Here is a 15,222-nt window from a genome sequence, read left to right on the forward strand (position 1 = left end):
GCTTACTCCGGTAACAGCTTGCGCAGGTCGTTGACCGCCTGGCCGGCCACGGGCGTACCACTATTGCCCCAGGCCACGCGGATATAGGTCACCACGGCGGCGATCTCGTCATCCTTGAGGATGTGGGAGAACGGCGGCATGCCATGCGGACGCGGGTTGTCGATGGTGCCCGGCGGGAAGCCGCCATTGAGCACCATGCGGATCGGGTTCACGGGCGAAGCCATGGTGATGGAGGGATTGCCCGCCAGCGGCGGATAGGCGGGCGGCATGCCCCGGCCGTTGGCGCCATGGCAGACGGCGCACTGGGCGCTGTAGAGCGTGCGGCCGAGTTCCATCTTCTCGGGGGCCACCAGCCGGTCCTTGGCGGCGGGCGGGGGCGATTCCTGCTTCTGCGGCAGCGACTTCAGGTAGACGGCCATGGCGCGCACATCGTCGTCCGTCAGGTATTGCAGGCTGTTGTAGACCACTTCGGCCATGGGGCCGTAGACGGTGCCGCGATGCGAGGCGCCCTTGCGCAGCAGGTCGGCGATTTCGCTGATCTCCCAGTTGCCCAGTCCGGCTTCCATGTTGGAGGTCAGGGAGGGGGCATACCAGTTCTGGTTGGGGATCATGCCGCCTTCGAAGGCCTTGGCATCGCTCGATCCGCCCAGCGCATTGATGGCGGTGTGGCACATGGTGCAGTGGCCCAGCCCCTTGACCAGATAGGCACCCCGGTTCCACTCCACCGACTTCCCCGGATCGGACCGGAACTGGCCGGGTTTGAAATACAGTGACCGCCAGCCCAGCAGCAGTTCGCGCTGGTTGAAGGGGAAGCGCAATTCGTGCTCGCGGTTCTTCTTCTTCACCGGCGGCACCGACATCAGGTAGGCGTAGATGGCGTCGTTGTCCTCGCGCGTGACCTGGGTGTAAGACGCATAGGGCATGGCCGGATAGAGCAGGCTGCCATCGGGCGAGATACCGTGATGCATCATGCGATGGAAGTCGTCGGCGCTCCAGCGGCCGATGCCGGTCTCGTCGTCGGGGGTGATGTTGGGGACATAGAGGTTGCCGAAGGGCGTGGGCATGGGACGGCCACCGGCAAACAGCTGGCCATTGGGAGCAGTGTGGCAGGCCACGCAATCGCCCACGCGGGCCAGGTATTGGCCACGGCTGATGATGTCATTGCCGGCCGTGCGCAGCACTGGTGCGGCCGAGGCGGCCGGCTCGCGGCCCAGGTAGAGCCAGCTGGTGCTGGCGGCGAGGATCGCCAGGGCGGCCAGGGGAACAAGGTTTTTCAGCTTCGCGCGCATGTGGGTCAGCCTTGGCTGCCGCAGGCCAGCGGCATGCGGATCAGGTTGGATGGTTCGGGTGCCGCGTTGCCAGGCGCGGGTTGCTGGGCCAGCCAGCCGGCCACGGCGCTGATGTCGCTGTCGGTGAGCCGCGTGGCGATGCGCTTCATGCAGTCCGGCTCGGCCGCTACGCGTTCGCCTACGCGCCAGCGGGTGAGCTGGCCGGCGATGTAGGCGGGCTTCAAGCCAGCCAGTCCGGGAATACCCGGCAGCATGCCGGTGAGCTGCTTGCCATGGCAGGCCACGCAGGCCGGTATACCGTGGGCTGCATCCCCCTGTTGCACCAGGGTGCGGCCGCGTTCGGCCATGGGCGCACTCAGTGGCTGTGCGCCGCGCGCTTCGAAGGCCGGCTGCTGGGCGGCGAAGTACTCCGCCATCTCCTTGAGGTAGGCATCGGGCAGGTAGCCCACCAGGTAGTTCATCGGCGGATAGACCCGCCTGCCCTCACGGAAGGCCAGCAGCTGATTGTAGAGATAGGCGGCCGGCTTGCCGGCAATGCGCGGGAAGTATTCATCGGAGGTGCCCTGGCCCTGCTGTCCATGACAGTTCACGCAGGCCTGCATGCGCGCCTCCATGGAATCGAGCTTGCGGAAATAGGGCGTGGCGGCATCGCGCTTGTCCTGTGCCTGGGCCCATGGCGAGTACAGGAGCAGCACGGTCAGTGCGGCCACTGCCAGGGCCTGGATCGCCGTGGCGATGCGCTGGCGGGAAGTTGGGGCGAGGATCACCGGGGGCTCCTGCATCGTTTAATGGTGTTCGGAGGGATCATTAAGCTGCGTTTAATGCTCGCTCATGGGCGTAGCGGGCTGCCGTTGGCCTGCGGGGGCAGATCCTGGGCGCGTTCGGCTTCCCAGCCACCACCGAGGGCCTGGGCCAGGCTGACCATGGCGCTGAGGCGATCGGCGCGGGCCTGCACTTCCAGCAGTTGCGCCGAGAGCAAGCCGCGCTGCGCATCCAGCTGTTCCAGGTAGGGCGAGTAACCGGCGCGATAGCGTTTGCGGCTCATGGCCAGGGCTTCGCGCAGGGCCACTTCCTGTTCCTGCACGGCCTGTTGCTGGGCCTGGGCGCCGCGTGCGGCGGCCAGTGCATCTTCCACGTCGCGCCAGGCCACCAGCACGGCTTTCTGGTAGGCATACGCGGCTTCATCGCGGCGTGCGGCGGTGGCGTCGGCCTGCGCGCGCAGCCGCCCGCCATCGAGCAGTGGCGCCAGGAGGCTGCCACCGACGGAGAAGATCGACAGCGGATCCGGCAGCAGGTTGGAGCCGACCACACCGCCGCTGAGGCCGATGCGCAGCGAAGGCATCAGCGCCGCCCGGGCCGCATCCAGCGTATGGTCGGCGGCGACCAGTTGCTGTTCGGCCTGGAAGATGTCGGGCCGCTGGCGCAGCAAGGCGGCCGGTTGATCGGGGCCAATGGCGGGCAGGGTCAGCGCCTGCAGGCCGGCACCGGGTGCCACCAGCAGGGCGGGCTGGCCGGCCAGCAGGGCCAGGGCATGTTCATTGCGGCTGATGGCCATGCGGGTGGAGGCGATGAGCTGCTCGGTGGCCGCATATTCGGACTGCGACTGTTCCACCTCCAGCCGGCTGGCATAGCCCTGCCGGGCGCGTCGCCGTGCCAGTTGCAGGGATTGGGCGCGCATCTCCAGGGTTTGGTCCAGAACCTCCAGGCGGGCCTGCTGTGCGCGCAAGGCGATGTAGGTGCTGGTGGTGGTGGCGATCAGCGCCAGCCGCAAGGTACTGCGTGCAGCATCGGTGGCCAGCAGGGTGGCGCGTGCAGCGGCGTCCTGGTCGGCCAGGCGACCGAAGAGATCCAGTTCGTAGGACAGCGACAGTTCGGCTTGCCACGCATCCTGGACGCGCGCACGTCCGAAGGCATCGACGTCGCCCTGGTGCGCGCCCATGCCCGACGCGGACATCGAAGGCATGCGCTGTGCCGTAGCCAGGCGACTGGAAGCACGCGCCTGCTGTACGCGGGCAGCGGCCATGGCGAGATCGCTGTTGCCAGTCAGGACCTGGTCCACCAGTTGGTTCAGGACCGGGTCCCCGAAGGATTCCCACCAGCGTGAGAGGCTGATGCCTTGCGTGCTGGCCTGCGGCTCGCGCCATTGCGCCGGCAGCGTCACGGCAGCCTGTTCCGGCTGTGCTGGACGCGGGCCGGCGCAAGCCGCCAGCACGACGGCCAGCGTCACCAGGGAAATGATTTGCGCGGAGCGGGCAGGCGTGTTCATCGTTTTTGCTCCGCCAGGCGACCGGGATCGACCGTGGCTTCCACCGACATGCCGGGGAGCAGCAGGGCGGCCGTGGCCGCATCGTCGAAGACGATCTTCACGCCGATGCGCTGGGGAATCTTGACGAAGTTGCCGGTGGTGGTATCGGGTTTGATGGCCGCAAATTCCGAGCCCGCTGCAGGCGCTACCAGTTGCACGCGACCGGACAGGCGCTGACCCTGCAGGGCATCGATGCGCACTTCGGCATATTGCCCCGGGCGTATTGCGGCGGTCTGGGCTTCCTTGAAGTGCGCCACCACCCAGCGTTCGGCCGGCACCAGTTGCAGCAACTGTGTACCGTTGGTGACGTACTGGCCCAGGCGCACGCCGACTTCGCCGAGCTGTCCATCCTCGGCGGCGCGGATTACGGTGTTGTCCAGGTCGATCTGGGCCAGCCGCAGTTGCGCATGCGCAGCTTCCACATTGGCGACCAGGGCATCGCGTCCGACCTCGACGGTACGCAGGTCTTGCCGCGCCATGTCCAGTGCGGCACTGGCCTGGCGCACCTGGGCCTCGGCCTGGGCGTGAGCCGCCAGGTTCTGGTCGCGTTCACGCAGGGCTACCGAACCATCGGAGACCAGTTCATCGACCCGCGCCAGGTCCACCCGGGCGCGCTGCAATTGCGCCTGCGCGTTGGCCAGTGCGGCGTCCTGCGCGGTGATGGCGGCCGCGCGTGCGCGTTTTGCCTGGGTAGCGTTTTCCAGCTGGGCGATCTGCGCGGCCACGGCGGCCTTGGCCTGTTCCACCCGGGCGGCATAGATGCGGCTGTCGATGCGCACCAGCACCTGGCCGCGCTGCACCTGCTGGTAATCCTTGACGGCAACCTCCACCACGTAGCCGCTGACCTGCGGTGCGATCGCGGCGGTGCGGCCGCGCACGTAGGCGTTGTCGGTGTGCTGGAGCGGACCGTCGAACGGTGGCAACTGCCAGCCGCGCAGGATCAGCAGGACGGCAGCGGCCAGCACCACCAGGGCCAGCACCAGGCGCAGGCGCGACACCTTGGGCGGCAGGCCTGCGGGGACGGAAGAAGAATTCGCGGGGAGGGGGGTGTTCATGCAGCGTACTCCGGCCGCTGGCGTGCTGCACGCCGACGGCTCCAGGTTTCACAAGCCAGGTAGGCGGCCACGGCCAGGGCGGCCAGCGCCACCAGGCGGAAGACATCGTTGTAGGCCAGCGTGTTGGCTTCGGTCATGAGCGATTGCATCAGTGCGCTGCTGCCTTGCGCCAGCCGTGCGGCGGTCTGCGGATCGGAAGCCAGCAGGCGTTCGGACATCACCTGCGCATGGACCTTGGCCATGATGGTCTGGACGCTGCCGAGCAAGGCTGAACCGGCCAGCCCGCCGATGTTCTGGCTGACACTGAAGAGGACGATGAAACTGACCAGGTGATCGCCGCCGCGCGCGCTCATCCGTAAAAATCCGAACACCAGCGTGGGACCGACGAAGAGCGTGGTCCCGAAGGCCACCAGCGACTGGCTGAGCATGAGTTGCGGCGGGCGGGTGAGGCTGTTGCTGCCGCTGTCGAGCCAGGCGGCCAGGGCGATGCAGAGCGCTGCCACCGCCACTTGCCAGGGCAGGTTGCGTTCCGACAGGGTGAGTGCGGCCACGATGATGCCGAGGAACATGGCGGCGGTGACGGCGAGGAAGAGACCATGCAATTGATCGTTGTTGAGACCGCCGGCACTGAGCAGGCCAATGGCGCCATAGGTCTGCTCGGCCAGTGCGATGCGGACCAGGAAGGCCACCATGGCGAAGCGCACGATGTCGCCTGTCAGCATCCAGCGCAGTTGCAAGAGCGGACGTGCGCGTTGGCGCTCGATCATCCAGGCCGCGCCCGCCAGCACCAGCGCGCCGATCAGCGCCAGGCCCAGCCAGGGGGTATCGGTCCACCACAGGATGCGGCCCAGCCCGAGCACCGCCGAGAGCAGCAGTCCGGCCGGTACCAGCAGCGAGATCGTCACCAGGTCCAAGCCCTCGAAGGCCTGGCTGCGCTCGCTGGGCGGAAGCGGCACCAGGGTCATGGCCCCCAGCAACACCAGGGCGATGCACAGTTCGGTCAGCAGCAGCCCTTGCCATTGCGACCCGGTGAGGAAATCCAGCGACATCAGGCGCGCCAGCGGCGGCCCGAATTGCGGCAGGCTCACGCCGACCACCAGGGCCAGCGGCCGGGCCTTGAGCGAGAAGACCTGCAGCAGGTGGTAGATGGTGGTGGTGGTCAGGGCGGCCGCGGCCAGGCCGCAGGCGGCGCGCATTACGATGGCCGCCGCCAGACCTGGTACGCAGAGGTGCAGCAGGGCGGCCAGCGCGTAGGCGGCCAGCAGGGTGAGGGTGACCTGGGGGATGCCGAATTGCGCGCGCGCCTTGACGAGGACCAGGTTGGCGCAGGCGTTGAAGCCGACATAGACCGCTGGCAGCAGGCTGGCTTCGGCGGTGTAGAGACCCTGTGCGCCGGCCAGGCTGGCGATGTTGACATTGACCATGCCATTGCCGAAGGTGGCGCCGATGCCGGCCAGTACCGCGATGGCGGCATAGGCCGCGCGGCGCCCGGGGGCATGCGTGGCGATGTAGGGCGAGCCCGGGAAGGCTGGCGCTTCCGGGGCAGCGGGCGCGGGGCGGTCTGGTATTCGGTCAACCATGGCAGGGCGGCGCGGCAGAGAGGGGCTAATGGAAACGACTTGTTGCCGCGACTTCGCGAGCGCCTCAGTGCGTGGGCGTGCGGTCGCGGCTTTTTATGGCTGCCATGGTACTGAGCGGTGCTGCTGTTGAGAAACAAAGAATATTTGGGGGCGCTACAAAGGAAATTTGTAGGTATCCCGCGCAGGGCCGACCAGATTGGGGCGCTGTGCAGGGCATCCGTCGTTTGAGGTATCTTTCAGGGCTTCGGAGGAGATACCAAATGGACTTTACCAACATCCTGGAATACAAGCTCTGGTCAGACCGCCGCATTCTCGACGCGGTCGCTGAACTTGACCAGGAGGAGCAGAATCGCGCGCTGGATTTTGCACGGCAGCAGTTGAACCACATGGTGCGCGTGGAGGAGTTGTTCCAGGCCCGGTTGCGTGGCATGGCCGATCCGCATGACTCCACCAATACCGAGCACCTGCCCGAACTGGATGAGCTGGATGCGAGACTGATGGCAGCGAACAAGTGGTTGCAGGCCTATGCGGGAAGCCTCACTGCCAGTCAGCTGAAGGAAAATATTTCCTTTACGTTTGTGGATGGGAAGCGCGGAAGGCTCAGTCGGGAGGAAGTCATCTTCCACCTCATCAATCACGGTACTTACCATCGCGGGGCGATTGGCCATGCGCTTGACCTGGCCGTGGGGACGCGTCCTGCCGATACTTACAACGTGTTCATTCATGCTGCTGAACCGGAGAGACGGGGCTAGGCATCAGCAAGACGCAGCCGCTTTGTGACGCAGGACTGATCTGCTTTGCGCCCCTCGTTTTTTGGTAACGCGGGTAACCAAGGTGTTTTACTTCGTTGTCGGTTCCAGGCGGTGCCGCGAGAAAAAATCCACAACCAGCCGACTGGCATCCGGCCCCGCGGCATTGTAGGACAAGGTGGTATCCCCTCCACTCCAGGCGTGCCCCAGTCCCTCGATCACCACGGATCGGACGATGAGCTTGCGTCCACGAAGATAGTCACGGGTTGCAACTATCCTGCGCCGGGGGTGTTTTTTGGAGGTGCGGCCGTATGGCGTTTCCCGGGCAGGCTGCTCGGTCAAGCCCTGCGCGTGATTGAGCAGAAGAAACTGTTCCAGCAGCTGGCGCTGATTGATGGGCCGCACGATCTTGTCGTCAGTCCCGCCGATGAGGATCGCCGGTAATGCGCCCGTTCGGGGAAAGCGCGTGAGCGCCCGCTTGGCGGCGGCTGAAGCGCGCAGCGATCCGTGCTGCATCACCGAATACGCCCCGGCGGCGCTGCTGGAAACACCGGAAACCGGCGCGGCATGCAGCGCGACAGCAGCGATGAGTTCGGGATGCGTCAATGCCAGGAGATGTGCCAACGCTGCCCCGGCCGAGATCCCGCAGACGTAGACGCGTTGCGGGTCGATGGGATGCGTTTCCAGGATCTCCTGGATCAAGGAGGCCACCAATGCGACGTCACCTTCGCCCTTCTGGGCGTCCTGTGCATACCATCGCCAGCATCGATGAGGATGGGCGCGCAGGGATTGCTCCGGATAGAGGACGGCAAAACCGTGCTTGGCGGCATGCGCATTCATCCTGGTTCCTTGCGCAAAGTCGGCAGCGTTTTGTTGGCAGCCGTGGAGCATCACGATCAAGGGTAGCCCTGAGGGAGTGGGCTTGGGCAGGCAAAGGCGATACTGCAGCGAATGAGTGGTGGCGGGGACGTGATGGACTCCGGCCGTGACTGTCACTTCGGATGCGGATGCGCTGGCTGCACGGGGAGCGCTCTTGGTGGTGCGTCCGGATGAGGTTTTGCTGCGGGGTGAGGCGGGCGACAGAAAATCGAGAAATTGTTTGCGCTGTACTTTCCCGGCTTTCTTCATGGCCGATAGCCACAGGCGGCTCAGTTTTTTCATCAGGATGACGCCGGGTGGACGATGGGATTGTTTGACCGTGGTGTCTGCAAGCAGTTTCTCTTGCGAGTGCCAGAGCAGTTGCTGCACGCCCGGGGGGCGGAATGGTTGATTCGTCCGTTGCTCAGGGACACGTCATGTTATTGCCAATTTTTGGGGCTGGGTATTACACCGGAGCTGCGGTTGCGGCATTGAATGCAGTTCCGATCCCGCAAACTATCCCGCCTATCGGCATGACAAAATCCAAGCAGAGATGGCCGGTGCGAGCGCCATCCCGGGATTACCGCCAGGAATGGTGAGCTGAACTGTTCTCTGCCGTATCGGTATCAGGACCAAGAGACTGCAAGGAACCCGCGAGATTGCGCAATTCGTCCAGCAATCGGGTCGCTGGTGTGGGCAGTATCCCTTGGCGGCGTCGAAATGCCATCAAGGTCCGTGGGGCTTTCAGTCCCTCCACCGGCAGCGCATCGATCAGGCCGGCCTTGCGTTCCGTATCGAACATGGGGCCGGACATCCAGCCCACGAATCCGCAGCGTGCTACCAGGCTCTTGAGTACCGTGACGGAACGTGATTCCACTGCGATCTCAGGCATCGGCAAGCCAGCCTTCGCAAACGTTTCCTTCAGGTGCAGATAAGGTCCTGTGCCAGCAGGAGTCAATGCCCATCGCAGCTCAAGGGTTTCGGCCAGGGTGATCTTGTCTTTGCCCCGCAAGGGATGATCGTTTCCTGCCACCACGTAGCTCAGGTCTGTCCAGCAGCAGTCCGCGATCGCTGCCACGCCATCGGTTTCCATGCCCGACGTGCCAAGTGCCAGGTCGATCTCGTGGGTCAGCAAGCCCTCTGCCAGACGATCCCAAACGCCTTCGATGATTTCCACGCGCAGGTTGGGCCATTTTTCCAGTACACCGGCCACAGCCAGTGGCAGTACCAGACTGGCAATGCTCCCCACCGCGCCGACCTTGATGACGCCCTTGCTCAAACCACGCAGGGCATCCAGTTCGTCGCGCGCCTGCTTGGCTTCCCGTTGCAAGGAAAGTGCGTGCGGCAGCAGCGCCTGTCCAAGCTGTGTCAGGTGCATGCCGGTGGTGTGACGTTCAAACAGGATGCCGCCCACGGATTCCTCGAGACGCTTGATGGCCCGACTCAAGGCCGGCTGGGTCAGGCCGAGCACGTGCGCCGCTCGCCCCAGGCTACCGGCACCGACGATGGCACAGAACATTTCCAGTTGCTGCAGATTGAAGCTCAATGATTTCTCCCGATGATCGTGCTGGCTGAGCATTTCGGCGCTTGCGTGACATGAGTCAGCACATTACCAAAGGTTATGACTTTTATCCAATTTGGCAATTTTCAAAGAGATGATTGCGTCACATACTCCTCCCGAATCACTTTCCACCCAAGTCACAAGCTCTTCCATAGGACTTCACATGCAGGCGCCCCAATCACCTGGAATCACAGTTCGCGACGCCGTCCTTGATCTGATGCGTCGCCTGGACATGACCTCCGTCTTTGCCAATCCGGGCTCAACTGAACTGCCCATGTTCCGGGACTTCCCGGCCGATTTCCGATACGTGCTGGGCTTGCAGGAAGCAGTGGTGGTCGGCATGGCGGACGGGTATGCCCAAGCCAGCGGCAAGGCCGCCCTGGTCAATTTGCATTCGGCGGCGGGTGTCGGCAATGCCATGGGCAACATCTTCACCGCCTTCCGCAATCGCACTCCGCTCATCATCACTGCCGGCCAGCAGGCGCGCTCCATCCTGCCATTCGATCCGTTCCTGGCCGCCTCGCACGCCACCGAACTTCCCAAGCCCTACGTCAAGTGGAGCATCGAGCCCGCGCGCGCCGCCGACGTTCCGCGCGCACTTGCCCGGGCCTACCACATTGCCATGCAGGAACCGCGTGGTCCGGTATTCGTTTCCATTCCCGTGGATGACTGGGATCAGCCCGGGGAGTTGCTCGAGGCCACCGAAGTCACCACGCGCAGCCGCCCGGAGCCGGAGGCCATCGCTGCCCTCGCCACCGCCCTGCACCGCAGTGAGCGTCCGGCCATCGTCGTCGGTTCGGAACTGGACCGTGCCGGGGCTTGGGACGAGGTGCTTCGTCTGGCCGAGACCTCCAACGCACGCGTGTTTGTTGCGCCCATGTCCTCGCGTTGCAGCTTCCCTGAAGACCACCACCTGTTCGCTGGCTTCCTGCCGGCCATGCGCGAGAAGATCGTGCAATTGCTCAATGGCCATGACCTGATTTTCGTAGCCGGCGCTCCCGCCTTCACCTATCACGTCGAAGGCAGTGGGCCGCATCTGCCGCCCGGTGCGCAGCTGTACCAATTGATTGATGATCCGGTGACGGCCTCCTGGACGCCGTCCGGGACCGCCATCGTCGGCAATATCCAGCTGGGATTGCAAGACCTGTTGGCGCAGCTGCTGAAGCATCCGCCCGCCGCTCGTCCGCTGCCACCTGCGCGTGCTGCGCGTCCCCGCGCCGAGCCGGAGACACCGATGTCAGCGGCCTTTGCCATGCAGACCCTCGCTGAGGTGCGCGCAGCAGAGGATATCGTGGTCGAGGAAGCGCCGGGATCTCGTCCGACCATGCAGGCCTATCTGCCCTTTACACGCCCGGGAACCTTCTACACCATGGCCAGCGGCGGTCTTGGCTATGGCATGCCGGCGGCGGTGGGGGTTGCCCTCGCCAGGCCGCAGCAACGCGTCATCGGGCTGATCGGGGATGGTTCTGCCATGTACTCGCCGCAAGCCATCTACAGCGCAGTGCAGTTGCGTCTTCCCCTCACCTTCGTGATCATCAACAACAGGCGCTACGCCGCCCTGCAGGACTTCGCGCCGGTTTTCGGCTTCGGGGCCGATGACGTGGTCCAAGGGACTGATCTTCCCGGCCTCGACTTCGTTGCACTGGCGCAGTCGATGGGATGCCAAGGGGTGCGTGTGAGTGAGCCCGGCGAGCTGGCCGCTGCACTGCAGACGGCGATATCGTCGAATGAACCCCGTCTGGTGGAAGTCGTGGTGCGCTGATTGTTTTCGTTAGGATTCTGCTTGGTTGCAAATCGATACTAATACCCTGGCAGCGAGAAAGAAGCTAGAAACAACAGGAGGAGACTATGAAAGAAGTTGACATGCTGATCAACGGCCAGCGCCGTCCAGCCACTGGCGGTGCTTGCTTTGAGCGTCGCAACCCGCTCGATGAGAGCGTTGCCTCGCGAGCACCGGCGGCGACCGTCGCGGATGCACAATCGGCCGTTCGCGCTGCTGCTGAGGCTTTCCCTGCCTGGGCTGCGATGGGCCCCGGAGAACGCCGAGGCCTGCTCGCCCGTGCAGCTGACGCGCTGCAAGCCCGCGCAGATGCGTTTGCGGAGGCCATGGCCTCCGAGACCGGTGCGTCTCATCACTGGGCGGCTTTCAACGTGCATCTGGCCGCCGACGGCCTGCGCGAAGCCGCAGCGATGACGACCCAGATCGCGGGGCAGCTCATTCCCTCCGATGTTCCAGGCAACCTCGCCATGGGGGTGCGCCAGGCGGCCGGCGTCGTATTGGGTATCGCCCCCTGGAATGCCCCCGTCATCCTGGGCGTGCGTGCCGTCGCACTTCCGCTGGCCTGCGGCAATACCGTGATCTTCAAGGGATCTGAAATCTGCCCGGCCACGCATGGCCTCATCATTGACGCATTCCAGGATGCCGGCTTGCCGCCTGGCGTGGTGAACTTCATCACCAACGCGCCGGAAGATGCCGGCAAAATTGTTGAAGCCATCATCGCCGATCCGGCAGTGCGACGTGTCAATTTTACGGGCTCCACGCGCGTGGGCCGCATCATCGCCGGCCAATGCGCCAAGTACCTCAAGCCATCCGTGCTGGAGCTGGGGGGCAAGGCACCTTTCATCGTGCTGCACGATGCGGACATCGAGGCTGCGGTGCAGGCAGCGGCCTTCGGTGCCTTCGCCAATTCCGGACAGATCTGCATGTCCACCGAGCGCATCATCGTCGACGAACGTGTGGCCGATGACTTTGTCGCCCGCCTGGTAGCCAAGGCGCGCAGCCTTCCGCTGGGTGATCCCCGCCAAGGGCCGGTCGTGCTGGGTTCGGTCGTCGACCTGGCAACCGTGCAGCGCTGCAACGCGCTGATCGATGATGCCCTTGCCAAGGGGGCACGCCTGGTGTGCGGCGGCAAGGCCGAGAGCACGCTCATGCCGGCCACGCTGCTGGACCATGTCACAGCGCAGATGGACATCTATCACGAGGAGTCCTTCGGTCCGGTCAAGCCCATCGTGCGGGTCAAGGATGACGATGCCGCCATTGCATGTGCCAACGACAATGAATATGGCCTCTCGGCCGCACTGTTCAGCCGTGATATCGCCCGCGCATTGAACCTGGTACGCCGTATCGAGTCCGGGATCTGCCACATCAACGGAGCGACCGTGCATGACGAGGCGCATATGCCCTTCGGCGGCGTGAAGTCCAGTGGCTTCGGTCATTTTGGCGGTAGCGCCGGGGTGGCCGAATTCACTGATCTGCGTTGGATCACGGTTCAAACCTCGCAGCGCCAGTACCCGTTCTGAGAGAGTTCGCTGCACGCGGGGCGGTACGCCGTCCCGCGTTGCCAATCACTATAAAAAATCGCCAATGCGGGCCGGCAATGACCGGACCCGTGCGATACAACCAAGGAGACAGCCATGAAAATGACATCCTGGCACCAGCATCACAAGCACGATCCAATCCGCATCAATGCGTTCGCCGCGGTCACCATCGAAGACACGCTCCGGGAGCGCACATGAGCACCTACGGGATCGATCAAGCAAAGGTCGTCGACATCGGGCGCGTGCTGGATGAAGGGACGTTTACCGGCTTCCAGAAGATGGTGGTCATCCTGGCCGCGCTGTCGATCGTCATGGACGGATTCGACGGGCAGCTGATTGGCTTCGCCATTCCCAGCCTGATCAAGGAGTGGGGCGTCACGCGCAATGCGTTTGCTCCGGCTGTGGCCGCAGGCTTGGTCGGCATGGGCTTGGGCAGCGCCTTTGCCGGCTTGTTCGCGGATCGCTTCGGTCGCCGCCTGGCCATCATTGGCAGTGTCTTCGTGTTCGGGATCGCTACCAGCCTGATCTCGCTTTCTCCGGATATCACCACGATTGCAATCCTGCGCTTTTTCGCCGGCCTCGGAATCGGCGGTGCCCTGCCTGTCTCCACCACGATTACGGCAGAATTCAGTCCGGCCCGGATACGTACCTTTGCCGTCACCGCGACCATCGTCTGCGTTCCCTTGGGAGGAATGTTGGCCGGTCTCTTCGCCAACCTGGTGCTGCCCCACTATGGCTGGCGTGGCCTCTTCTTGCTGGGCGGCATGCTGCCGGTGGCATTTTCGGTACTGTTATGGTTCTGCATTCCGGAGTCGCCACGATACCTGGCACGCCAACCCGACCGTTGGGATGAGTTGCGGTCACTGCTTGCGCGCATGTCCCGCACGATCTCCGCGGGGATGCGCTTCACCGATGCGCGTGAACAGGATTCCCAACCCAAGGCAGGATTCGGTGCGCTGTTTGCTGAGGGAAGGGCACGCGACACCATTGCCATCTGGCTCGCTTTCTTCATGAACCTGCTGGCCGTCTATAGCGCATTCAGTTGGCTCCCGACGATGCTGGCAGGCGAAGGCCTCAGCCCATCGGTGGCCGCCAACGGCCTCACGGCCTACAACATCGGCGGCGTCTTTGGCGCACTGCTGTGCGCGGTAGTGATCGGCCGCTTCGGCTCACGTGTTCCCATGCTGCTCTGCTGCCTGGCCGCCGCAGGGACTGCATTTGCGTTGCGCAGCCTGGACGTGAGCAGCCAGACGACCCTGTTGGTTGCGGGGATCGGCTTGCACGGACTGTTCGTCAACGCCGTCCAATGCACCATGTACGCGCTTTGCGCTTATATCTATCCGACCCAGGTCCGCGCGACCGGTACGGCGGGCGCGCTGGCATTCGGTCGCCTGGGGGCCATCCTCAGTGCATTTGCGGGTGCCATCGTGATCACCCAAGGTGGCGCTTCCGGCTATCTCGCCATGCTGGGAGGGGCGATGCTGTTCGTCTTCGTGACCCTGCTGATGGTGAGCAAGCATATTCCCCGCGCAGCGGCGACCGTCAAACATCAAGAGAAGGAGCAGCAAGCATGAACATTGCCATTGTTGGCGCTGGCGCCATGGGCGGACTATTTGGTGCGCGTCTTGCGTTGAACGGACAGAAGGTCAGTTTCATCGAAGTCGCGCCCGCGACGATAGCGGCGATCAGCGATAACGGCCTGGCCTTTTCCGATGACAGTGGCACCCATACGGTAAGAGTCCCGGTAGGCAGGGCTGACTCCTTTGCCGAGCCGTTTGACCTCATCGTGTTCTTTACCAAGAGCCTGCATACCCAAAGCGCAGTACGTAGCATCTCCCATCTTGTGGGCCAGGATACCTGGGCCTTATCCGTGCAGAATGGATTGGGTAATGCGGAAATCATTTCCGAGGTCATTCCGAGCGAGCGCATCATTGTCGGGATGACCAATCTCCCTGCGGATCTCAAGTCTGCGGGGGTGGTGCATAGTCATGGGGAGGGTTATGTCAGGATCTGGACTATGTCGGGCAAGGAGCGGCCGGAAGTCAGCCGAGTGGCGGAAATCTTCAGTGCAGCCGGACTCAATGGCAGTGCTGATCCCCAGGTACGAGCTGCCATCTGGGAAAAGGTCGCTTTCAATGCGGCACTCAACTCGGTGTGCGCGGTTATCGGCTGTACGGTCGGTACGGCTGGATCGACCGAGCAAGGGCGAGCATTGGCGATGCGCATTGCCGCGGAAACGGTGTCGGTAGCTCAGGCGCTCCAGATTCCCGCCCGCATGGCGAAGGTGGAGGAGGCTCTCCTGGATGCCTTCAGGATGCACGTCAACCACAAGCCATCGATGCTGCAGGATATCGAGGCCGGCAGGCAGACGGAAATCGATTTCATCAATGGCGCCGTCGCGGAACAGGCGCGCGGCTGTGGGGTTTCCGTTCCTACTGTCACGGCGCTTTACGAGCTGGTCAAGATGAAGCAGGACGCAGTGCTCAATCGGAAGTAAGCACATCAGG

General features: G+C 64.0%; 12 protein-coding genes. 5 read left to right on the forward strand and 7 right to left on the reverse strand.

The window, feature by feature from the left end; genetic code table 11:
• Nucleotides 1-2: 2 nt before the first annotated feature.
• The 5 genes from FYB76_RS17545 to FYB76_RS17565 form a co-directional block, all read right to left on the reverse strand.
• Nucleotides 3-1,289, reverse strand: coding sequence for a cytochrome c (locus tag FYB76_RS17545; protein WP_154134453.1), 1,287 nt, complete (start codon nt 1,287-1,289; stop codon nt 3-5).
• A 5-nt stretch (nt 1,290-1,294) separates the two neighbouring features.
• Entirely contained in the window at nt 1,295-1,975 is a 681-nt protein-coding gene (locus FYB76_RS17550) for a cytochrome c (protein ID WP_370516373.1), read from the reverse strand.
• 143 nt (nt 1,976-2,118) lie between these two features.
• Nucleotides 2,119-3,555 (reverse strand): efflux transporter outer membrane subunit, encoded by a 1,437-nt coding sequence (locus tag FYB76_RS17555; protein ID WP_154134455.1) that lies wholly within the window; start codon nt 3,553-3,555, stop codon nt 2,119-2,121.
• Complete coding sequence (locus FYB76_RS17560) at nt 3,552-4,649, reverse strand: HlyD family secretion protein (protein WP_154134456.1); 1,098 nt, start codon at nt 4,647-4,649, stop codon at nt 3,552-3,554. The genes FYB76_RS17555 and FYB76_RS17560 overlap by 4 nt, the downstream gene beginning before the upstream one ends.
• Nucleotides 4,646-6,229: an MFS transporter gene (locus tag FYB76_RS17565; protein WP_154134457.1), complete on the reverse strand. Its 1,584-nt coding sequence runs from the start codon at nt 6,227-6,229 to the stop codon at nt 4,646-4,648. The genes FYB76_RS17560 and FYB76_RS17565 overlap by 4 nt, the downstream gene beginning before the upstream one ends.
• Before the next feature lie 260 nt (nt 6,230-6,489).
• Between FYB76_RS17565 and FYB76_RS17570 the strand changes: the two genes are divergently transcribed.
• On the forward strand, nt 6,490-6,981 hold the full coding sequence (locus tag FYB76_RS17570) for a DinB family protein (protein ID WP_154134458.1): 492 nt from the start codon (nt 6,490-6,492) through the stop codon (nt 6,979-6,981).
• Nucleotides 6,982-7,068: 87 nt separating this feature from the next.
• On the opposite strand, the gene FYB76_RS17575 is transcribed toward FYB76_RS17570, so the two are convergent.
• Nucleotides 7,069-8,226: a PHB depolymerase family esterase gene (locus tag FYB76_RS17575; protein ID WP_370516371.1), complete on the reverse strand. Its 1,158-nt coding sequence runs from the start codon at nt 8,224-8,226 to the stop codon at nt 7,069-7,071.
• 190 nt (nt 8,227-8,416) lie between these two features.
• Nucleotides 8,417-9,382: a LysR family transcriptional regulator gene (locus FYB76_RS17580; protein WP_088756528.1), complete on the reverse strand. Its 966-nt coding sequence runs from the start codon at nt 9,380-9,382 to the stop codon at nt 8,417-8,419.
• Between the two features lie 178 nt (nt 9,383-9,560).
• On the opposite strand from FYB76_RS17580, the gene mdlC reads away from it, so the two are divergent.
• The 4 genes from mdlC (at nt 9,561) to FYB76_RS17600 (ending at nt 15,212) form a co-directional block, all read left to right on the forward strand.
• Nucleotides 9,561-11,159: a benzoylformate decarboxylase gene (mdlC, locus tag FYB76_RS17585; RefSeq protein WP_154134459.1), complete on the forward strand. Its 1,599-nt coding sequence runs from the start codon at nt 9,561-9,563 to the stop codon at nt 11,157-11,159.
• Between the two features lie 86 nt (nt 11,160-11,245).
• A complete protein-coding gene (locus tag FYB76_RS17590) occupies nt 11,246-12,697 on the forward strand; it encodes an aldehyde dehydrogenase (protein ID WP_034351416.1) in 1,452 nt (483 codons plus the stop codon).
• A 212-nt stretch (nt 12,698-12,909) separates the two neighbouring features.
• Nucleotides 12,910-14,289 (forward strand): MFS transporter, encoded by a 1,380-nt coding sequence (locus tag FYB76_RS17595; protein ID WP_154134460.1) that lies wholly within the window; start codon nt 12,910-12,912, stop codon nt 14,287-14,289.
• Nucleotides 14,286-15,212: a ketopantoate reductase family protein gene (locus FYB76_RS17600; RefSeq protein ID WP_154134461.1), complete on the forward strand. Its 927-nt coding sequence runs from the start codon at nt 14,286-14,288 to the stop codon at nt 15,210-15,212. The genes FYB76_RS17595 and FYB76_RS17600 overlap by 4 nt, the downstream gene beginning before the upstream one ends.
• The last annotated feature ends 10 nt before the right edge of the window (nt 15,213-15,222 follow it).

This window comes from Herbaspirillum sp. CAH-3, assembly GCF_009668275.1.
In the GTDB taxonomy this organism is placed as follows: Bacteria; Pseudomonadota; Gammaproteobacteria; order Burkholderiales; family Burkholderiaceae_D; genus Herbaspirillum; species Herbaspirillum aquaticum.